Source organism: Bdellovibrio sp. HCB117 (assembly GCF_047305915.1).
GTDB classification, from domain to species: domain Bacteria; phylum Bdellovibrionota; class Bdellovibrionia; order Bdellovibrionales; family Bdellovibrionaceae; genus Bdellovibrio; species Bdellovibrio bacteriovorus_B.
Window position 1 is genome coordinate 2,601,734 of record NZ_CP178622.1, and the last position, 20,370, is coordinate 2,622,103.

20 protein-coding genes are annotated in these 20,370 nt (G+C 45.3%); 5 read left to right on the forward strand and 15 right to left on the reverse strand.

What is annotated here, in order from left to right:
- Nucleotides 1-35 precede the first annotated feature (35 nt).
- The 3 genes from ACLWBD_RS12360 to ACLWBD_RS12370 all read right to left on the reverse strand — a co-directional run bounded on the left by ACLWBD_RS12360 (nt 36) and on the right by ACLWBD_RS12370 (nt 2,987).
- Entirely contained in the window at nt 36-1,031 is a 996-nt protein-coding gene (locus ACLWBD_RS12360) for an extracellular solute-binding protein (protein ID WP_081112099.1), read from the reverse strand.
- 227 nt (nt 1,032-1,258) lie between these two features.
- Nucleotides 1,259-2,098: a GNAT family N-acetyltransferase gene (locus ACLWBD_RS12365; protein ID WP_413568379.1), complete on the reverse strand. Its 840-nt coding sequence runs from the start codon at nt 2,096-2,098 to the stop codon at nt 1,259-1,261.
- Nucleotides 2,037-2,987 (reverse strand): arginase, encoded by a 951-nt coding sequence (locus ACLWBD_RS12370; protein ID WP_063204713.1) that lies wholly within the window; start codon nt 2,985-2,987, stop codon nt 2,037-2,039. The genes ACLWBD_RS12365 and ACLWBD_RS12370 overlap by 62 nt, the downstream gene beginning before the upstream one ends.
- Nucleotides 2,988-3,096: 109 nt before the next feature.
- On the opposite strand from ACLWBD_RS12370, the gene ACLWBD_RS12375 reads away from it, so the two are divergent.
- Nucleotides 3,097-3,804: a lysophospholipid acyltransferase family protein gene (locus ACLWBD_RS12375; RefSeq protein ID WP_413568380.1), complete on the forward strand. Its 708-nt coding sequence runs from the start codon at nt 3,097-3,099 to the stop codon at nt 3,802-3,804.
- Nucleotides 3,805-3,820: 16 nt separating this feature from the next.
- Here ACLWBD_RS12375 and ACLWBD_RS12380 read toward each other — a convergent pair whose 3' ends face one another.
- Nucleotides 3,821-4,321, reverse strand: a complete 501-nt coding sequence (locus ACLWBD_RS12380) for a hypothetical protein (protein ID WP_413568381.1) — start codon at nt 4,319-4,321, stop codon at nt 3,821-3,823.
- Nucleotides 4,322-4,453: 132 nt separating this feature from the next.
- On the opposite strand from ACLWBD_RS12380, the gene ACLWBD_RS12385 reads away from it, so the two are divergent.
- The 3 genes from ACLWBD_RS12385 (at nt 4,454) to ACLWBD_RS12395 (ending at nt 6,722) form a co-directional block, all read left to right on the forward strand.
- Nucleotides 4,454-5,098: a phosphoribosyltransferase gene (locus tag ACLWBD_RS12385; protein WP_413570737.1), complete on the forward strand. Its 645-nt coding sequence runs from the start codon at nt 4,454-4,456 to the stop codon at nt 5,096-5,098.
- Between the two features lie 167 nt (nt 5,099-5,265).
- Nucleotides 5,266-6,192, forward strand: a complete 927-nt coding sequence (locus ACLWBD_RS12390) for a hypothetical protein (protein ID WP_413568382.1) — start codon at nt 5,266-5,268, stop codon at nt 6,190-6,192.
- A gap of 14 nt (nt 6,193-6,206) precedes the next feature.
- On the forward strand, nt 6,207-6,722 hold the full coding sequence (locus ACLWBD_RS12395; RefSeq protein WP_063204717.1) for a hypothetical protein: 516 nt from the start codon (nt 6,207-6,209) through the stop codon (nt 6,720-6,722).
- Between the two features lie 41 nt (nt 6,723-6,763).
- Here the strand turns inward: ACLWBD_RS12395 and ACLWBD_RS12400 are convergent, their stop codons facing one another.
- The 8 genes from ACLWBD_RS12400 to ACLWBD_RS12435 all read right to left on the reverse strand — a co-directional run bounded on the left by ACLWBD_RS12400 (nt 6,764) and on the right by ACLWBD_RS12435 (nt 14,522).
- On the reverse strand, nt 6,764-7,774 hold the full coding sequence (locus tag ACLWBD_RS12400; protein WP_413568383.1) for a zinc-binding dehydrogenase: 1,011 nt from the start codon (nt 7,772-7,774) through the stop codon (nt 6,764-6,766).
- Between the two features lie 159 nt (nt 7,775-7,933).
- Nucleotides 7,934-8,245 carry a hypothetical protein gene (locus tag ACLWBD_RS12405; protein ID WP_063204719.1) on the reverse strand — a complete coding sequence of 104 codons (312 nt, stop codon included), beginning with the start codon at nt 8,243-8,245 and terminating at the stop codon, nt 7,934-7,936.
- A 90-nt stretch (nt 8,246-8,335) separates the two neighbouring features.
- Nucleotides 8,336-8,953 carry a MarC family protein gene (locus tag ACLWBD_RS12410; RefSeq protein WP_413568384.1) on the reverse strand — a complete coding sequence of 206 codons (618 nt, stop codon included), beginning with the start codon at nt 8,951-8,953 and terminating at the stop codon, nt 8,336-8,338.
- Nucleotides 8,954-8,962: 9 nt separating this feature from the next.
- Nucleotides 8,963-9,493: a YidH family protein gene (locus ACLWBD_RS12415; protein ID WP_413568385.1), complete on the reverse strand. Its 531-nt coding sequence runs from the start codon at nt 9,491-9,493 to the stop codon at nt 8,963-8,965.
- The gene (locus ACLWBD_RS12420; RefSeq protein ID WP_413570738.1) at nt 9,490-10,407 is read right to left on the reverse strand and encodes a formylglycine-generating enzyme family protein; all 918 of its coding nucleotides are present in this window, start codon (nt 10,405-10,407) and stop codon (nt 9,490-9,492) included. Before ACLWBD_RS12420 ends, ACLWBD_RS12415 begins: the two co-directional genes overlap by 4 nt.
- A gap of 80 nt (nt 10,408-10,487) precedes the next feature.
- Nucleotides 10,488-12,158: an arylsulfatase gene (locus tag ACLWBD_RS12425; protein WP_063204723.1), complete on the reverse strand. Its 1,671-nt coding sequence runs from the start codon at nt 12,156-12,158 to the stop codon at nt 10,488-10,490.
- A gap of 28 nt (nt 12,159-12,186) precedes the next feature.
- On the reverse strand, nt 12,187-13,164 hold the full coding sequence (locus ACLWBD_RS12430) for an HAD family hydrolase (RefSeq protein WP_413568386.1): 978 nt from the start codon (nt 13,162-13,164) through the stop codon (nt 12,187-12,189).
- A 299-nt stretch (nt 13,165-13,463) separates the two neighbouring features.
- Complete coding sequence (locus ACLWBD_RS12435) at nt 13,464-14,522, reverse strand: alkene reductase (RefSeq protein ID WP_413568387.1); 1,059 nt, start codon at nt 14,520-14,522, stop codon at nt 13,464-13,466.
- A gap of 149 nt (nt 14,523-14,671) precedes the next feature.
- Between ACLWBD_RS12435 and ACLWBD_RS12440 the strand changes: the two genes are divergently transcribed.
- Complete coding sequence (locus ACLWBD_RS12440) at nt 14,672-15,190, forward strand: GNAT family N-acetyltransferase (RefSeq protein WP_063204726.1); 519 nt, start codon at nt 14,672-14,674, stop codon at nt 15,188-15,190.
- On the opposite strand, the gene ACLWBD_RS12445 is transcribed toward ACLWBD_RS12440, so the two are convergent.
- The 3 genes from ACLWBD_RS12445 to ACLWBD_RS12455 form a co-directional block, all read right to left on the reverse strand.
- Complete coding sequence (locus ACLWBD_RS12445; protein ID WP_063204727.1) at nt 15,191-15,850, reverse strand: DUF4336 domain-containing protein; 660 nt, start codon at nt 15,848-15,850, stop codon at nt 15,191-15,193.
- Between the two features lie 107 nt (nt 15,851-15,957).
- The gene (locus ACLWBD_RS12450) at nt 15,958-17,358 is read right to left on the reverse strand and encodes a DUF1254 domain-containing protein (RefSeq protein WP_413568388.1); all 1,401 of its coding nucleotides are present in this window, start codon (nt 17,356-17,358) and stop codon (nt 15,958-15,960) included.
- A gap of 188 nt (nt 17,359-17,546) precedes the next feature.
- Nucleotides 17,547-20,366, reverse strand: coding sequence for a hypothetical protein (locus ACLWBD_RS12455; RefSeq protein WP_413568389.1), 2,820 nt, complete (start codon nt 20,364-20,366; stop codon nt 17,547-17,549).
- Nucleotides 20,367-20,370: the final 4 nt, after the last annotated feature.

Below are 20,370 nucleotides of genomic sequence, written 5' to 3' on the forward strand. Positions count from 1 at the left end.
AGTGGCTCTATAAAAATTAAAAAAATAAATGCTAATTACTTGTAACCAACTTTATTCATCAACTCTTTCGCCTTAGGAGCTTTTTCAGCGATTGTTCCAACATTTGTCGTGTCTTCAACAAATGCACCGAAGTTGATCAATGTTGGCGCAATTTCAGCTGTGCGGTTAGATGGGTATTGGCTGAAACCGTTAGCGACTACTTCTTGAACTTTTTTAGAAGCAAGGTACTCAAGAAGCATGTTCGCTTCTTTCAAGTTCTTGGAAGCTTTCGTGATACCGATACCAACGCCATTGATGTGTGCACCAACGTCTTTTTGGTTTGAGAAGAAAGGTTTCACTGGGAAGCTTGGGTTGTCACGAACAAGAGGAGCCAAGTAGTAAGTGTTCGCAATACCTACAGAGCACGTGCCGCTAGCAATAGCGTGGATAAGATCTGTGTCACCTTTGATTGGATCAAGAGCTAAGTTATTCACCCAACCAGCAAAGATCTTCTCCGTTCTTTCTTCACCCAAGTGGTGAACGAAAGAAGCGCCCAAAGCTTCGTTGTAAGAGTTGTTAGAAGTTCTTAGGCAAAGGTGGCCTTCCCATTTCGAGTCTGCCAAGTCTTCATAAGTCGACAAGTCCGCTGGGTTTACTTTGTTTGTGTTGTACATGATCACGCGCGCACGATAGAAAATCAAAAACCATCTGTTGTTCGCGTCAATCAAGTGAGCCGGAATGTTTTGAGTAACATACGGGGCATTGAAAGCTTGCAAAAGGCCTTTGCTATCAGCTTGTCCTAAGTAAACGATATCTTTATCAAGGTACAAGTCAGCGGGCGTGTTCGCGCCTTCCGCTGCCAGACGATTCACAAGATCAGCAGAACCTGCATTGACCACTTCTACTTGGATGCCAGTAGCTTGAGTGAAGGGAGCAAAAATAGGTCCCAAACGAGCACCGTCGTAAGAAGAGTAAACGACCAATTTATCAGTTTTAGCGAAGCTGATGCTTGCAACTAGAGACAAAAGAACGCCAACGATCAATTTTGACATGACAGATTTCCTTTCACTTTGTGTTGGCGGGTTGTCGGCCATATCAGAGCGAAAGTCAAAGAATCGGGATTTTGTAGTCAGTAGGTTTTCAACTACGGGGTGGTTAGGTCGCTAAGTAGATTTAGCTGAAAATTATACCCGCCTTAGAGGGGCCAACACCCTTTTACCAATCATCAATTAGGCCGATATTTAGCGGGAGGCCCGACCGCACAGTCGAGCCTCAATACCTATTTCGCTATTGAAAAACGAGACGCCAAACTTTGCGCCAAATCTTCTTTACGCAAAACCGTCAATAAATCGATGCAATCAAAGTCCTCGTCAAAAGCGGGTTCGCAAGCAACCTGGGCGCCCAACTTCAGATAAGATTTCAAAAGAGATGGAATTAGGTCTTGAGCTTCTGCTGATTGCTCTTCGGTCAAACCCTTATCGAAGTACTCGAACCAATTTTTAAAATCCGGCATCGTAAATTTCTTCGTAGGCTTGCAAGGATATTTTTGTGACACCAAGCCTTGGTCCACAAGGTACTTATGAGTCAACGCCGCTTCCCGAGGCGAGTTGATTTTTAAACTCGAGCAGCCAAAAAGAACTTTAGCGCCGCTTAAGTTCATGTACTCTGCTATTCCTCTCCACAGTAAAGAGATGATAGAGCCTTTGCGATAGTCTTTATGAATGCAGGCGCGCCCCAGCTCTAAGAAGGGACCATCATTCTCTCTAAAAAAATTTTGCAATTCAAATTCTAAAGCGGTGTAAGACTCTTTTGAAAAGGTTGAGCAGTTCACACGATAAGTGCCAATGATCTTTTTTAGTTCCTTATGAACGATGATCAAATGGTCAAAGTAGTAATCAAATTTATCAAAATCCAATCCCGCCCCTGTCATCCCGCGGAACTCTTGATTGAACACTTCATGACGAAGACGAAAGCTTTCAATCAACTCTTCAGGCGTCTCTGCGGTTTTAATCACATAAGAGCCCACTTCAATATTCATATTGATTTTGGCTTTGAACTTATGGACTCGATTCCAACGAAGCTGTGTAGTCTGCTTTAATTGATCGACCAATGCCATCATAGATTTCCCCCTGGTGAAACAAGGACGTTAAAAATTGAAGAGCTGCAAAATAGGTTTTAAAGACATCGTCAGCACTTCCCAAAAAGGGGTTCACCTCGACGACATCCACTGAACGTAAAGACGAATGCTGCGAAAGAGTCCGCCCTAGTGTCATTACCTCATCTAATGTGAGGCCCGAAGAGACAGGAACGCCCGTTGAAGGAGCGACTTCGGGGCTAAGGCTGTCGATATCAAAACTTACGTGCAAAGGCTTTCCTTGAACCTTAGAAAGAACTTTGCGAGAGACTGCACTCATTCCTTGAGTGCGAACATCTGAGGCGGTAAAAGCCGTGATCCCCAACTCGCGAACAATTTCTTTTTCAAAAGGGTCTAGATCCCTCACACCGACGTAAATAAGGCGGTCCGCACGAAGAGAATTCTGAATCCACGGAAAATGAGAGGACGCAACTCCCTGCACGTTTAACAAAATGGACAAAGGCATGCCGTGCAAGTTCCCGCTTAATGAATATTCAGGAAGATTCACATCCGTATGCGCATCAACCCAAACGACGTACCCCTCTGGATTCTGAAAAGCAAAGGCTCCCACTGTGGCCAACGCCACGCTGTGATCGCCGCCCCAATTTAAAAGAACTTCAGGCTGTTTCAGAAGATACTGAATTCTTGCATAGGCTTCTTTATAAGGAAGCCAGTTAAAAGCCGAAATTTCGTCTGCAGAACGCAGCTTTATTCCGAAAGGTTCGGGGCACAGGACTTCTCCACAATCCACCAAATTGAATCCCTGCTTTTTCAGGAAAGGAAAGTACTGACGAAAGTATTCGTGAGAGCTCTTGAGTCCATTTTGCTCTTGGCCGACTTCAAAGCCGAGGCCCAGAAAATTGATTTCCTTCATTAAGTAAAGGGTGAAAGGAAAAATACATTTTGTCGTGTCATGGTTTTGTCAGGCTGTCTTGACTTAATCAAAACATTGCTTCTTTCATTCAGGCCATTATGATCAGGTCATGAAAGCCATTACATCATTCACTGATTCTGTGGGACTCTTCGCAAAAACTTATCACTATTTGCAAAAATCAAAACATCCTGAAGCCAGCGTTGAAGACCTTAAACTTCAGTGGGCCAAAGACATGCTTTCTCGCCTGCGCATTGATCTTGAAATTTCCGGGAAAGTTTCAGAACAGAAATCCCTGCTGTTCCTGGGGAATCACGTGAGTTATTTAGATATTCCCCTTCTTATGAGCACAGTCAGGGGTCTTTCCTTTGTCGCGAAAGAAGAGGTCCGCTCGTGGCCCGTTATCGGATCGGCGGCGAAAAAAATTGAAACTGTCTTCGTGAAACGTGAAAGCGATTCCTCCCGGCAGCTCGCAAGGCAGTCTATTCAGAACGCATTGACCCGCGGCCAGCGTGTCGCCATCTTCCCTTCTGGGACCACTTGCATGCATGAAAAGAAATCGTGGCGTCGAGGGGCATTTGAAATCGCGCACGAAAAGAATCTTCTCTTTCAGCCTTTTCGTATCACCTACTTACCCTTAAGAGCTGCGGCGTATATTGATGATGACTTTTTGCCTACACACTTATTCAATCTTTTTGGTCTAGAGCGAATTCACGCCAAATTGGAATTCCACGACCCCGTGCGAATTAAAGATCCGGTTGTGGATTGTGAATATTGGCAAAACTGGACGAAGAGCTTCGTCACTGCCCGCCAAAACTAAGGCGGCACAGCCGCGTTTATTTTCGATTCTTCTTAGCAATGGATAAAAGAAACGCGTTTTCGCCCTTCTTACTGATCTTGGCTTTCGGAGTTACCGTCTTCTTGACGGGTCTCTCTGTCTTTTCGGCTTTGGTGAGTTCAGAAGATTTTACCGGAAGTCCTAGTAACATATTACCGCGCGAAATTTCGCGCATCATCTGCTTGACCTCGTCTTCGAAGTTTTCAGACTCTGCCGGAATATAAAGCCAGTCTTTATTTGCCGGATGATTTTCTAAAAAAAGATATTTCAGAAAAAAAGCGTTCTGAGCTTTTTTCTCAACTGGAAAGATGCATCCATTCCAAAGCTCAAACGGATAACTGACGCCTTTGTGTTCATAAAGCCCGCGACGCTCGACCAGAATAAGGACAAGCTTCATATCGACATAATAAGCCATCCCCCCGTTTTTAGGGGCGCAGTCATAACCAACAGGTAAAAGCTCTTCAATCCATAAAAGATTGCGGAGGGGTGAGTGTTCCATGCGACCCAGCATACACCAAAACGCCAGGTTTCACTAAATGTAGTTTTCTTGATTACACAATAATGAATATCCGGAAGGTCTCTTTATCCCTAAAATCAGGTCTGGAGGTGTCTTATCAAATTCACAAAGTTTATTGACCGAGAAGATGCCGCCCACCGCCTTTCCGCATTTTTAAAAGAAAAAGGGCATCCCCGCAGTCCCAACTCCGTGCTGTTAGCACTTCCTCGTGGCGGCGTTCCTATTGCTCATGAGCTGGCACAATCATTGGATATCCCCTATGATGTTTTAATCGTAAGAAAAATTGGTCATCCTGAAAATGCCGAATTCGGAATCGGCGCCCTGACAGAGGAAAACATTCTTTGGATCAACCCCGAGATTCCTCCTGACTTCAGACCATCGCAAAAATTAGTACAAAGAATTATTGATGATGAAAAGGCGGAACTTCAGCGACGTCTGCAATTATATCGGAATGGCAAAAGCCTCAAAGACTTAAAAGGAATGACCGTCTATCTGGTGGATGACGGTCTCGCAACAGGTGTAACTGCTCGGGTCGCCGCAAAATACATTCGGGATAAAGGCGCAAAAGAAATTTATCTGGTGGTTCCCGCGGGTTCAACAAGAGCGTCAAAACAAATGCGCCAAGAAATCACCGATGTACTTTGTCTAATTGAAACAGACGGCTTCGCTTTCGTAGGACAGTTCTACGAGACCTTCAACCAAGTGCCAGATGAAGAAGTCATGAAACTTCTTCGCGCACGGCCTAAGAGATTCTCTTAAAACTTCCCTTCATATTTGCGCTTTTCCACTGATCAAAAGATTGGCACTAAAAATAGCATTATCGGGATTGGCCATCTCTTTATAAACCGTCGTATCAGGCTGAAATCATTATATTTCATATGGCGTTTGTTCTGTTCAATTTTCACTGACTTTTTATAATGACTTCTATGGAACTATTACGACAGCTTGTTGTCTTCAATGTTTTCTTCCTGGTTTTTTCTTCTTATGCGCTAGCAGAGTGGAGTTCAAGAAACAGATTGGAAGTCGGGATGACGGACAACGCACTACGAACGGATTCGGAAAAAGAGGGCGATGTTTTCTTCTTGGCGGGAATGTCGAATAAATTTTATTCAGTCCCCGGCCATATACTCGGCCTACGCCTTCAATATCAAGACTATAACAAAGAGGACACCAATGATTTGCTTTCGTTTGGTGTATCAGATGAGCTTGATTGTTTTGGTAAAAGAACCTGCGAATTTGAATTGAAAGGTCAAGAATACGTTCACGGAGAACCGGGAACAACGGACTCTTCTTTCAATAACTATGCATTCGCTGCAACTGTGTCCCAAAGCAAAGATCTCCGTCAAAGTCTGACGTTGGATTTAAGTGCGGGATATGAAGCGCGCAGCTTTTCTTCACTAAGTCGTTTTGATAATTCGATCTTCGGCAGTGCGACTTTGGGTTACGACCTTACTTCGCAAGCCTATATCGAGGGTTATGGTGAAGCGGGCGTGGTTCTTTCTTCCGCGAGCGAATACAGCGCGTTTTATATCGATATGTCCATCTTGTCGGAGTATACGCTGAACAGGTTCTGGAGTTTCAGTGCGGAACTGGGACTAAAACAAACTAGCTTTTTAAGTCGTGACTTAACGACTGAAACCCAAGTCACCCGCAAAAACGGTAGAGTGGTCAGTCAGGTGGATACTTCAAAAGAAACTTACAGCGCACTGTATCTATCAGGTGAAGCCATGCGCCGTTTTTCAGTCAACTCATCTGGCAGTATTGTGGTGCGTTCTTATCAACAGCGTTCGCGCAGTGGTTATCAAGATTATAAAGAAAACGAAATATTGGCAAAGTGGCTCATCACTTTCTAACGAAGGAGTGTTAAATGAATAACAAATTAATTCTTTCCGTCTTAGTCCTGGCTTTGACGAATCCGATGCTGGCTAGAGCTGAAGACGAAATCGCTGCCGCTGAAACACAGATCACCGAAGAGGCCGCTCAGCCCGATTACGAAGCTCGTCTTAAAGAAAAATACAATCTGACAGACGAACAGATTCAAGCCATGAAGGATTCTAAAATATCTGAATCGCAGTTTGCCGTTGTCGGAGCTTTAAGCAAAGAATCCGGTAAAACAGTTGATGAAATTTTAAAAATGAGAACAGAAGATAAAATGGGTTGGGGTAAAATCGCAAAAGAGCTAGGCCTTCACCCCAGCACTATCGGTCAGGCGGTCTCTGGAATGAACCGTCAAGATGCCAAAGCTCACGAGAAGCATGAGTCTCGCGACGACAAAAAAGAAATGCGTGAAGCCAGAAAGGAAGAGCGTAAGCAAATGCGTGCCGAAAAAAAGGAGGAACGTAAACAAGCTAAAGCTCAAAGGAAAGACAAGAAAGTTCAGTAATAGAATTCATCTAAAGGGGCTCAAAGCCCCTTTAGCCTTTCTTACATCTGCGATGGTAATAAGGCCATGCGAGATTTTACTCGACCCGCCTCTAATTCCTCAAGCCAATGGTTGACGTCTTTCATCGGTGCTGTTTCCACTTGGGGTTTGATTTTTCCTTCGGCAATCAATTGGAAAATTTCATGCATCTCTTGATGTGTTCCCCAAAAAGCCCCTTGAACTCGCACTTGATAGCTGATCAACGGAGTGCTGATCACCGGGACATGCGAAGAGCCCAAGCCCACTAACACAATCGTGCCCCCGGGGCGCACAAAAGTTTGCGCTTGAGTGAAAGTGGAATCCCGACCAACAAAATCTATAACCACATCAAACGAGGCGGGTTTGATTTTTTTATCAATCTCTTTAGAGTTCACTGTTTCGTTGGCGCCGATTTTTTTTGCGAGCTCTAAACTGCTTTCGCGCAGATCGGTGGCGGTGACTTTGGCTCCTAAAGCCACTGCAACTTGCACACCATTGATGCCCAGGCCTCCTAAGCCGATCACTAAAACCTTCGAGTTGGTTTGCACTTCGCCCAGGGTTTTAATTGCATGATAAGGGGTTAAAACAGCATCTGTCGCCACTGCGGCGACCTCCGGTGAAACTCCCTTGGGCACTTCGACAACGTTTCGCGCCGGTACAACTAAATAGTCAGCATAAGCGCCATCTTGTCCCAGCCCCACAAAAGTTCTGCCAGGTCCGTTGCATAAGTTGTCATGCCCCGTTCGGCAGTACGTACAGTCGCCACAGGGATTGGGACCATGTACGGCGTAAAGCCCGCCTACCTTAATATCCGCGGAGACTTCATTTCCTTTTTCCACAACTTCGCCACAAGCTTCATGACCCATCGTGAATGTGTGCGGATAAGGAACTTCTCCGGCCAGAACATGAAGATCAGAATGACAAATTCCTGCGGCGCGGATTTTTAATAGAACATCTCGCGGGCCGGGCCTTGGCTTGGGAATATCAGTGAGTGAAAGTTTTTTTTCGCCGGGAACGTACCGAGCGGCAAACATAGAGTCCTCCTCTGTGAGAGTCCCCAATTTATCTTTCAAATTCAGAAACAAAAAGATGTGAAGAAAGAAGTGTCAAAATACTACGGCAGTATCTGTGGGCAAAAAAAAAAGCCCAACACAGGATGTTGGGCTTTCATAAAAATCATAGACTGGGATTGATTATCTGCTAGCAACTTCTTTAACAGAGAGCACTTTGCATTTACCCGCTTTGTCTTGGACTTGAACTTCGTAGTCCACTTCCCAAGTTTCGCCGTCTTCGTTGTTGTCCGCAATAGTTACTGTGTAAAGGTAAGGATTGTTCCAGCCTTCTTCTTTCACAGAAGAGTATTGAATTCCTTCAGAACCTTGAACCGTGCCTACAGCCGCTTTGTAAGTGCGGATAGCTGCCGCTTTAGCGTGATTTTCGCAAGGATTTGCAGCAAATGATTGAGCAGAAGAAAGAAGAACAAAAAGAGCTAAAATAGACTTCATGGCAGTCTCCTTAAAAAGTAAAATAGAATTGGAAGTCTTATAGCGCATTTTTCGAAAAAGAATTGTCAAGATTGAGTGGGCGTGAAGAAATTATCCTCTCTGGGCGATCATCATAAGACTGGCGTGAATGATCGTTAGCGCCAAGGCCGCCTGTAAGACCCCAAGCACAGAGCCAAGAATCAACATAACGACTTTGCCAACCCTCCCCATCAAAATTCGAATATACTTTAAAGCCAAGGCATCAAGAATTAGATTAGCCACGAAAAGGCTCAAAACCAAAACCGTGCGATCCCAGTCATGACTTAACGCTAATAAGACGATCAAAGCCCCCACGGAATGAGGATTGATCAGCATCTTTAAAGCCACAGTAAGAGGGGATACTTCCGCTTGATGTGTTCCGGCAGTTTCTATCTCAGCATCCGAAGATAATAAAATCTTAAAGGCTACCAAGGCAAAAATGATACCCGCTGTCAGACCTAATACGGGCGGCGGAATGTGCCATTTCAACATGAGCTCTTTACCAAGCAGTCCCAACACCACAATCACGGGTACTATGATGATTAAAGACTTGAACGCCAGAGTGTTGATTTGTTCTTGCGTCATCTCGCGTGTGACTTTCGCAAACTGTGCAAGATGACCTAAGGGACCCACCATAATAAAAAAGATAGTAAAAAGTTCTGAGGGACCCGCTATATATCGGAACTCCATTGAATTCTCCTAACTGAGGATGAGCCACACCGTTGATGCAACACCGACTAAAATTAAAGCCAGAGTAAATGCCAGAACCGATCTATGTGAGGGAGTGTAGTTATTGTTCGTGATCGCATCTGCTGTTTTTCGATAATTGAACAAGGACCATATCAACATCGCAGATCCTAAAAAAACCATGCCGATTCCCAAGTCTTTCGTGTCGTGCAAAAAGGAATGTCCGTAGCGAGACATCGTTTTGTTATCGATAAGAAACCAAGCAAAGCGATTGATGGTAATACCGAAACTAATCAAAGAAATTCCGGTTCGCATATAAGCCAAGTGAGTGCGCTCATTCGCCAGATGCGAGCGCATCGTCGCCAAGCTACTTCGGACCTCGCCCATCTCGGTTCGTTTTTCTGAAAGCGAAGTTCGATGTTCTGACAAGTCGGTACGATGCTCAGACAAATCCGTGCGATGATCCGAGAGCCCGGTTCGATGCTCTGCCATTTCCGTACGTTTTTTCGCCATTTCATTGGAGTTCAACTCGGGTTCGGTCATGTGCGCTCTCCGCGAATCACACACCGGAATCCCAAGTGTGACGTTGACGTATCCACAGGCTGCGCCATGCGCGCCGAAGGTCGATAGCGACGACAGTAGTTAGGCGCACACAGATGCGAGCCTCCTTTCATCACTTTTCTGGGTATCTGCAGTGTTTGTCGAGGATCATAGCTTTCCGCCTCTGCGGCTCCGCGAGGATTTTTTGGAATGCAACAAGCCTTGTGCTTTTCTTCTGCATGTTGAGGAGCATACCAATCCACAGTCCACTCCCACACATTGCCAATCATGTCGTAAAGGCCGTACTCATTAGCGGGAAAACTTCCGACAGGAGAAGTGCCTTCAAATCCATCGGCCGCTAAGTTCTGCCAAGGAAACTCTCCTTGCCAGATATTGGCTTGATGTCCGTGAGCAGGAAGCAACTCGTCTCCCCACGCAAACTCACGCCCTTCATGACCTCCACGCGCGGCAAATTCCCATTCCGCTTCTGTGGGTAACTTCTTTCCTGCCCACTTTGCATAGGCTTGCACATCTTTCCAGGTAACGTGAACGACGGGATGATCCATACGATCTTCAATGGAACTTCCAGGTCCTTGAGGATATCGCCAACTTGCTCCCGGCGTGTAATGCCACCACTGATAAGGATTTCGCAAATCAACTGGCCCCGAGGGCTTTACGAAAACTACGGAAGCCGCCGTCAACATTTCTTTTTTTGCACCAGGATAAAGTGAGGCATCGGGTGCGACTTCACAAAACGTCACGTAGCCAGTGTCTTCGACGAATTTTTTGAAGTCTTTGTTCGTGACTGGCGATCGATCCATCCAAAACCCATCGACTTTCACTCGATGGGCAGGCGCCTCTTCGGCATAGTGATCGTTTGAGCCCATCGTGAAAGTTCCGCCAGGAATCCAAACCATATTCGGAGAAGGAGGTGTTAACTCCTTCTCCGTTTTTTCTTTTTCAATTAATATTGTGCTGCTCACGTGCTATTTCCTTCTTAATGAGTGGGGCGCTGCCTTTCCCCTTCGGACTTCCCTTTTTGTGACATACTTCCCATCTGCGAAGAACCTTCCTGTGACGGAATATGACCTTCAGAATCTTGGTGAGCGTAGCCAGCGGCGTTTGTCATCTTCTCGAGGATCTGGTCGATCGTGAAGCTTGCCGCTTTCTGACGTGGTGGATATTCTTTGAAGGTTTCCATGAAACGCTTCACAATTTCTTGACCCGCCATCAACGAATAAGCCTTCTGAAGATACCAGTCCCAGTAGGTGTTTGAAGTGATGTCTGCCCTTTCATAAGGATCCGTTCGCAAATTGAAAAGTTTCGGCGCTCTTAGCGGAGTAAAAGGCTCTGCCCAAACACCCAATGTTCCCGGAGATCTTTGCTCCATAAACACAAACTTCCAATTTCCGAAGCGCAACGCGACCAAATCCCCGTCGTCGCTGAAATAGATGAATCCAGGACGCGGACTTTTTTCTTCCTTACCTGTTAATAGAGGCAACAAATTGTACCCATCGATGTGAACTTTAAATTTTTTGCCCGCAGCTTCATGTCCGCGAAGAAGTTTTTCTTTAATCTCAGGCTCCCCGGCTGCGGCAAGCAAAGTAGGCAACCAGTCGTGATGTTGAACAAGTTCATTTGAGATGGAGCCGGCCTTGATTTGTCCCGGCCAGCGAATAAGAAACGGAACACGGAAAGCTCCTTCCCAATTCGTATTCTTTTCACTGCGAAAAGGAGTCATGGCTCCATCCGGCCATGTGTTCATGTGGGGACCATTGTCCGTCGTATAAATAACGATCGTGTTGTCAGTGATGTTTAATTGATCCAACTGATCAAGCACTTGTCCCACATTCTTATCGTGATCAATCATTGTGTCGTGATAAGGCGACTGGCTTTCTCCCGCTTGACCGATGCTTTCCGGTTTTGTGTGCGTGCGAAAGTGCATGTGAGTGGTATTAAGCCAGACAAACCAAGGCTGCCCTTCTGAATTTTTACGTTGAATAAAATCATTCGCCGCAGAAACGAAGTCATCATCACAAGTCTCCATTCGTTTTCTTGTGAGAGGGCCAGTGTCTTCAATGCTTTGTTTTCCGACTCGCCCCCAACGTTCATGCGTTGTTGAATCGTCTTTATCCGTCGCTTTACAACGAAGAACGCCACGAGGACCAAATTTTTTCTTGAAGGCCCCTTGAGGATAATCAGGATCTTCAGGATCCTCTTCGGCGTTCAAGTGATAAAGATTTCCGTAGAATTCATCAAAGCCATGCACGGTGGGCAAAAATTCATTTCGATCACCGAAGTGATTCTTTCCGAACTGCCCCGTTGCATAGCCGAGCGGTTTTAACAGCTCGGCTATAGTGGGATCTTCATGACGAATTCCGATAGGTGCACCAGGAAAACCGACTTTGGAAAGCCCTGTTCTAAACACACTTTGGCCTGTGATAAACGAAGCCCGTCCTGCGGTACAACTTTGTTCACCATAAGAATCGGTGAACATCATGCCTTCTTTAGCAACTCTGTCGATATTGGGTGTTTTATAACCCATCATACCGTGGCTATAACAGCTTAGGTTGCTGATACCGATGTCATCGCCCATAATGACAAGAATATTGGGCTTTGCGCTTTTTCCGTCCCCTTTTTGAGACTTCGCTTCGTTGCTCTTAACCATACTTCCCCCTGCTTTTTATTAGAGTGAATTAATCCTTGGCTATTGGTTGATGATTTGGAAACACCTGCTTCCAATCATTCTTCATACTTAAAACTTTAAATCCAAATTTTTTAGAGGCTGCTAAAGACGCGCCGTCTTTTTCTTCGTAAGAGGCTTCGCGATCCGTATCATCATGATCAATCATGATTTGCAGATTGGGACCTGCCGATTCCCGCGAATAGCGAAGGTGGGCAATATCCCCACCGTTGCGCTCATTTCCTACAGAAAGAATCGGCCGCTTGCCAATATGACGAACAATCGAGACCGGCTTCCCTTCTTTGTCATTTACCATTCCCATCTTCGATGTGCGCATGATCTGAAGCTTGCCATCGCGCTCTTCCGTTTTATCAACCATAAAAGAACCGATCACATTCTGAGATGGAATGCCGTAAATATCCATCGCTACCGTACGCATGAAAGCGATGTCACCGCCGGAACAAATAAAAACCTTAAAGTCGTTGTCTCTCAGGTAAGTTAAAAGTTCCAGCATGGGTTGGTAAACAGTTTGCGTGTAAGGAACTTGATATTTCGGATGCAACGCCGTTTTGAAAAATTCGCGCACTTCGTTTGCAAACTCATCTTCACTCATACCGGAATGTGTAACAGCCATGATTTCCAGAATGTCTTTTTGGCTTAGCTGAGGGACCGCCGCTTTGCCTTTTGTGAGCAAGCTTTTATAAGGCTCTTTACTTTTTAAACGAGGATTTTTTTCTAAGACCAAGTGAAGCTTCATCTTGGTAAATTCGACTTCGACCGTGGGGACCTCGCTCCACAAAGTACCATCGTTATCAAAAGTTGCGATGCGGTCTTCGGGTTTTACAAATCGAGGTCCGTTAGCTTTAGTGACATCATTTACAAATGTGATGATGGATTTCTTTAGTTCACCCTCTTTCCAGGAAGGAAGAGGATCGGCCGCAAACGATTGTGACATGCACACGAGAACCACAATGCAAACGAAATACTTCATGAGAATTCCTGGGTTCGGGTTGAAGATGAGTACATCGTCAACCCAATGCCTTGCCAGGTAAATCACGGCGTCTTTAGGGTGTAAACAAACAGTGCCGAATTCTGCTGAGTCTCACAAATCAGACTTCTATTATTTTGGAGACTATATATACCGAGTCCAATATTGCGGTTGAAAGTCCGTCTTCAAATGGAATTGTAAAAAAAATTTAACTCCACCAAAAGATGGCTAGAAAACCTTTTGAACTTCGAGTGTCGCGGTAAGGACAAATCGACTTCCATGGCGGAAGTCGATTCTTAGAGTTAAGCCGGAAGGAAAGGATAATCCGTGTATCCTTCTTCACCGGCAGCGTAGATGGTTTGCGGATTCAGCTCATTCAGCGGAGCATTTAAAAGCAAACGTTTTGGCAGATCTGGATTTGAAATAAACCAACGACCGAATGAAACGGCATCGGCTTTTTTTGTCGCGATAACCTGCTCGCCACTTTCTTTCGTCATCTTTTCGTTAGCGATAAGCACACCGCTAAATTTTTGACGGATCATGGGAGTCAAGCTGTCCTCCCCTTCGTATTCGCGGGTGAAGATAAAAGCGATTTGACGCTTGTTCAGTTCTTCAGCCACGTAACCGAAGGTTTGCGCAGGCGTTGAATCACCCATGTCATGAGAGTCCCGACGAGGAGCTAAGTGAACTCCGACCTTATCGGCGCCCCAAACAGAAATCAAAGCGTCGGTCACTTCAAGAAGCAATCGCGCACGGTTTTCGATAGGCCCACCATATTCATCAGTGCGTTTGTTCGTGCTGTCTTGAAGGAACTGATCCATCAGATATCCGTTGGCAGCATGCAGTTCAACACCATCAAAGCCCGCCTCTTTCGCATTGGCCGCGCCGACTTTATAGGCTTCAATCACTTCTTTAATCTCATGAAGATCTAAAGCTCTGGGGGTGACATACTCTTTCAAGGGACGCACGAGGCTGACATGTCCCTTGGGTTTTATCGCGGAAGGCGCGACCGGCAGTTCACCATTTAAAAACATCGGATCAGAAATGCGGCCGACATGCCAAAGCTGCATAAAGATCACGCCCCCTTCCGCGTGAACGGCATCGGTGATTTTTCTCCATGCGTTGACTTGATCTTTCGACCAAATACCCGGCGTATGTGCATAGCCCACACCCATCGGCGTGACCGCGGTGGCTTCGGTCAAGATCATTCCGGCAGAAGATCTTTGTTTGTAGTATTTCGTCATCAGATCGTTGGGAATGCGGCCTTCGCCTACCGCGCGCGAACGCGTGAGCGGCGCCATGATGATGCGATTTTTGAGGGTATAGGGACCAAGTTTAAGGGGTTCAAATAAGACAGACATGAAAGCTCCTGACTAATAATCCATAACTACACCTTTCGAATCCATAATGCAACTTTCATTGTTACATTATGAGAAAGACTCAATGCTGCAGTTCAATAATGATCCAAGATAACACTTGAGAGCCCAAGTATTCCTGCCAAGATGTTTCTATGAACACGCGAGAGTTTGAATTTCAACCCACCCTGAGCGGAGATCTTCTAAAAATCCGACCTTTAAAGGCCACGGAGTTCGAACTCCTTTTTGAGGTTGCATCGGATCCATTGATCTGGGAGCTTCATCCTCAAAGGGAGCGCTATAAAAAAGAGGTCTTCGAAAAGTTCTTCACTCTCGCCGTCAAATCTGGCGGAGCTTTTGTCATTGAGGACCACGGTCAAGCGATTGGAAGCTCACGGTTTTATGATTTTCGACCCGAGATATCCCAAGTGTCGATCGGATATACGTTTCTAGCGCGCAAGTACTGGGGCGGAAAGTTCAATCGCGAAATGAAAAAGTTGATGTTAGAGCATGCTTTTAAATTCGTCGACAACGTGACTTTTGAAATCGGTGTGAACAATTTAAGGTCACGCAAAGCCATTGAAAAGCTGGGGGGCAAGCTTGTAAGCAATGTCGAACTAGACGGCGAACCCCACGTTGTCTATATGATCACCAAGAGTGGTTTTAATTTCTAATTAACGAGCAAAAACCTTTTGCAGCATTTGTTTTCCGTCCGTGAGTACGGGTTCTCCGTGAGCCAGAATGATGCGATCAAAATCAAAGCTCAGCACTTTATCGAGGGACCTATAAAAAGCGTTTTTGTCTTTGATGAACAAACGCTTTTCCGTCTTCGTCCAGCCAAAATGCCCATAGCTGCCTAAAATCTTTAAAAACATCTTCGTCAGCAATGAATCTGTTTGCTGAAAATTTGTAGCAAGATCCGAGACAATCAGAGTCTTCGTCTTGGGATGAAAAAATACAACTTCATTATAAAAAGGAGCTCCCTCGATAAAAACATGCTTCACTTCTGAACTCCAAGGAAAGCTTTGCTCGTTAGTGATAACTCCATCGAATTTAAAATCGGATCTCTTTTTATCCAGTTCCGGCGCGCAGAATATTTGAACTTCCGGAAAATGCTTCTTTAAATCAGCAACGTAAAGGTGATGCATTTTATTGGGAGCCACAGCCCAGCGGACCGTTCCCATCGCTTGAAGGTCCCGAACAATTTCTTCGGTCAGTTTAATCGGAGAATGAACAAAGACGTCTCCTGAATCAAAGCGAATTGCCGTCATGCGCGCGCCAATGCTCACACCATAGAACTTCAGATCCTGATCTCTGGTCCAAACCTCGTTCATAAGTCTCCTTAACTTGTTCTTAAGCATGACCTAGAAAAGGAGTGTGTTCAAAAGAAAAGGCGCTTTTTGTGAAGCGCCTTTTAAAATTATCAATGATCGCGCTACGATTAATCGAAAGAAGCCATCGTTTCATTTTTAATTTCAGTGATGTCCCCCGGTTTCCAAGCGCCTTCGAAGGCTTCTTTATCGGGACCATAAATTCGGAAGTAAGCAAACCAAGTTTTACCGGGAATGGTTTTTACCCACGTCTTTTCATTTCCCGCGGGTGCGCTAGGTCCAAAATATAGATCCACGGATTTTACGTCCTTCATATCTTTGAGTTCCACCAAAGAGCGAATCGCAGCATTGGGTCTGCCATTCTGGATCAAGCTTCTTGTTTCTGTGTCATAAACGGTGACAGACCAAAAAAGGCGAGCGGGAACGGGCATGGGCACTGTCAGTTTATAATGTCTGCCTCCGTCCATGGCTTTGTTATTGGCATCTTTAAATGCTCCCCAATAAAGAGAGCCCGCTGAAGCATCCCGCTTCAGCATTGCTGGCGACATCACAATGGCTTGAGCAAAGTAGCGATCACGAGCGACCGGATCCATATCATGATTTGTAGCCCAGGTTGGATCGGAGTTTAGCAGCAGCCACTCCCACTTGCGGTCTCCCCATTTAATACGATCAGGACGATCTGAACTAAAAGAGGTTGTGAGCATTTGCGTTTTACCTTCTTTCGCTGCGGCCTCTAACATTTTTTTTGTAGCGGCGTCTGGCTTGAATTCTTTCCCCTTTTCAATGCCGAAGGCTTTCAACTGATCAAACATGATTTGATATCTAGAGTCCATCGGCTCTTCATTAATAACTTTAGCCAACTGCTGCCAAAACTGAATATTGCTTTCCCATTTCAACAAAGAGGTATCTCCTTTTTTCCCCGTGGCATCAAAAACAGTCACTAACTTTGGAGACTTTATTGTGGAAAGAGGATAGATACGAAACTCTTTGATTCGTTCTTGCGTGGTCTTCATGCTTTGCCCCGCCTGAGGAATGACCCGCGCGACCAACATAACTTTGAAGGTATTTGATTGCGCAACATTAAATCCTTGAGGAACTTCAGACTTATATTGCGGAGGCAAGATGAGATACTTACCGCCTTTACCGCCATCTTGTCCGGGAATTCCCATGTCCACAATCCATCGCTGATGATGATCATCCACGAGTGCCATGAAAGGTCCTGCGGGAATTTCCACGACCATCGGTCCATCTTTCAAATCTAGAAGAGCGGCCGCATAAGGTGTATCTTGATTGGCGGTGAAGGCAAGTACACCTGCATCTCCTTGGGCACTGAACATGCGAGCGTTGTCTTTAACACCCAAGCTTCGCATCCCGCTCATCATTCCTTCCATAGAAACCGTCGGATACCAAAAGCGATAGGCCTCCACGGCAGAACTGATGTCTTTAGGAGCATCGGCCGCATGAGCGTTGAAAGAAGCAAATAGAACTAACATAGGCAAAATGAATTTCATAAATCATCTCCTGATTATCCTTAGGATCCGGAGATTCGTTTTGCCGAGCAACGGTGTTGAAGTCTTAATGGTGACAAGCAAAAGGCGAACGGAACTTATGCCAAGCGACTTTAAAAAAAGATATCTTAGGACTTTTTTCGGAGGGATTGAGGCACCATTCGTGTATTAGAATGGGCCTCAATAAAAATTTAGAAGCCTAAGGCCGAAGCTAAAAAGAATTGGCCCATGGTTTTATTGTCTTCCAGTCTTTGCAGCACTCGGACTCCTAAAGTCATCGGCAAGAAACGAAGAATCTGTGATTCGAAGTACATTTCCGCACCATAGCTGTTCAAGGTGGCGTTCACATCTTCATCCTTCACGAACGTAGAATCGAAGAAGGCCGTCGTATACATTCGACGCAAGTAATACCACCCACCCAAATTCCAATCAGGGTAAGCCACAGGCACCACATAGTTCCCAGAAACCTTTTGATAAAACGGTACGTTCTCGTAATCGTAGCCGCGCGAAAACACATATCCGACAACGGTTTCATCTGGAAGGAAGCGATATGATGTCAACGAAGCCTCTTGTTTTTGTTCATCGTAGGTCACCAGAAAGCCGTCGTTATCGGCAAAAGCAGGCGTGTTCAACATGGCTTTTTGCAAGACGCGATAAGAAGACGCCACCGAATAATCAGGTTGTTCAGCATCATCATAACGGATCGTATAGCTTAGAAGCCATGGAGCAATAATAGAACGGGGCTTCGGACTTTTATTCCAGGTTAGGCTTAATGAGGAAGATGTTTTATAAAAGAAAGAGGTCGCATCTTCGTTAACAACATCATTGAATTCGTAAGACGATGTATCCGTATAGGCCGCACTTCCACTTAGAACACCGGTGAAATTATTCAGTCCACTTTGTTTGATATAAGGAATCAGTACACCCAGCCCCGCTGTTTTTTCTGTCCACTCTAGCTGATCATCCGTATTAAAGTCTTCAACCAGACGATTGCGGTTTTCAAGTTGCAAACGGAAGATCGGGTAATACTTCTTAATATCGAAATTCAAATCCGCAAAAGCCTTTCCTTCCTCAGCACTCGATCCCAATGTTGCGGAAAAACTTAAAGTACGAAGGTAGTTATCGGTTTTGAGCCCTAAACCACCGCCCCGCCCCACATTCAGCCCCCACGTGTGAGGAATGAAAAGTTTTTTATCGAAATCCCCATAGGCCTGAGCTTGGTATTGATCCGCATTCTTTGTATAAAGATCGGCTTGGTCAGGAAATGCCTGCGGAGCAAACCCGTTGTAGTTGTCTGAAGGCGAGGACCCTAAATATTTAAAATCAACCAATTGAGCCGCGTCAAATTCACCACATGCTGAAAGCGGTGCCGAAGAAACTACAGATCCAAATGTGTCTTGATTGCTATAGTAAAAATTCTCTCCGTCGGACGTCGGCGTGTAAGCGCCTAACTTCGTCGAAGTACAGCGAGCAATGCTTTGACCATTAAACTTAAAGATTTCAGTGTGCCCTTGATACTGGCCTTCGAAAAGAACCTGTTTTTTGGGATCAACAAAAAGTGAATGAAGCATGTTGCGAGACGGCGGCAGGATTTCTTTAGTCACTTTTTGAGATTTAAGATCGACAGCAACTAAAGATTTTAAGCCTGTTTTACCTCCGACAATAACCACCGCGCTGTCGTCATCAAGATAACGAACTTCCGCCACTTTTAAATCAGGAAGAGAGAAAGAATTAAGAACCTTCCCATTCAAATCAAATTCCGTGATATGCCAAGATTGATCCGCCATAAAACGCGTTGTGATAATTTTGGATCCCGCTTTATTAAAACTCGGGTTGTAGATTCTTTCTCCATCAGTCACTTGCAGTTTTTTACCTGATTTTAGATTTAAGACCACCAGGTCCGAACTGCCTTTATGACCATAGCGCTCATCCGGAAGGAATTGCGTGTAAACGGCGTGGTCGTTCGATAAATCAAAACCCATGATCTCGCGATTATAAGGAAACTCTGCCACCACCTGCTCTTCATTTCCTTTTTGACGAATCAGCTGTGGATGAGTGTCCAGAGTTTGACGAATGAAGTACAAGGAATCGCCGATCTTGTAAGGAGCAGAGTGTTCGCGGAAATCCACGACCTTTTCGTCCCCTGGCATGTCGTCTTTCCACTTCGTGCGCAGATCATTCATGGCTTCATTATAAAAATCCTGAAAGCTTTGTCCCGTCACATTTTTGAAAGCCACATAAAGACGCAATGGAATCGGAAGTCTTGATACTTCACGAATCACCTTTTCCCAAATATCTTCTCCGTATTTCTGTGTTCCGTAAGAAATCAGCGCGTAACCATACACATATTGGTTCGGAAGATCCGTGCGATAGGATCTATTTAAAAATTGATCATAAGTCGGGATCTTATCACTTAACACCAAGGCCTTTAATCGCGCCATGAAACGTGGCGAGCGTCCGCGTCCGCCGTCGGTGTACTTTGTTTCCGTCCAGACCGCATCCCCTTCAAAATACCAAGAAGGTAAACTCATCGCCATGGCCAACTGCTCGCCGAACTCTCCCATCAGAAAGTAAAGAACGCGCGTACCGTGTTGATTGAAGAAATCAAACTGGTTTACGTGTCGGTATTCGTGGATAGAAAGTGTTTGGTACCATTCGGTAGAACCGACGTAAGGAAAAAACATGGAAGATGTGAACCATTCACTTCTTCGCGGCGCCAAAGCCACATAGCCATTGGGTTCAGCAACTTCAGAGCGAATCACCAGATCAAACTTCTTCGGCGTTTCAATACCGTAAGTGTTCCCAACCACGCGCGAATAATGCTCTACCAGGTTTGCGATATAGACAGATTCGGCTTGAAGGTAATCAGGATAAATCACTCGCACAGATTCATTTTCAATAAAGTGCCAATGCAATGACGGCGAACTTTGCGCGAGGTCAGGAATCACTTCCACCGCCCAAGCTGGAGCGGCCAAAGATACAAGGGATGCCAAAGACAGAATAAATCTCATGAAA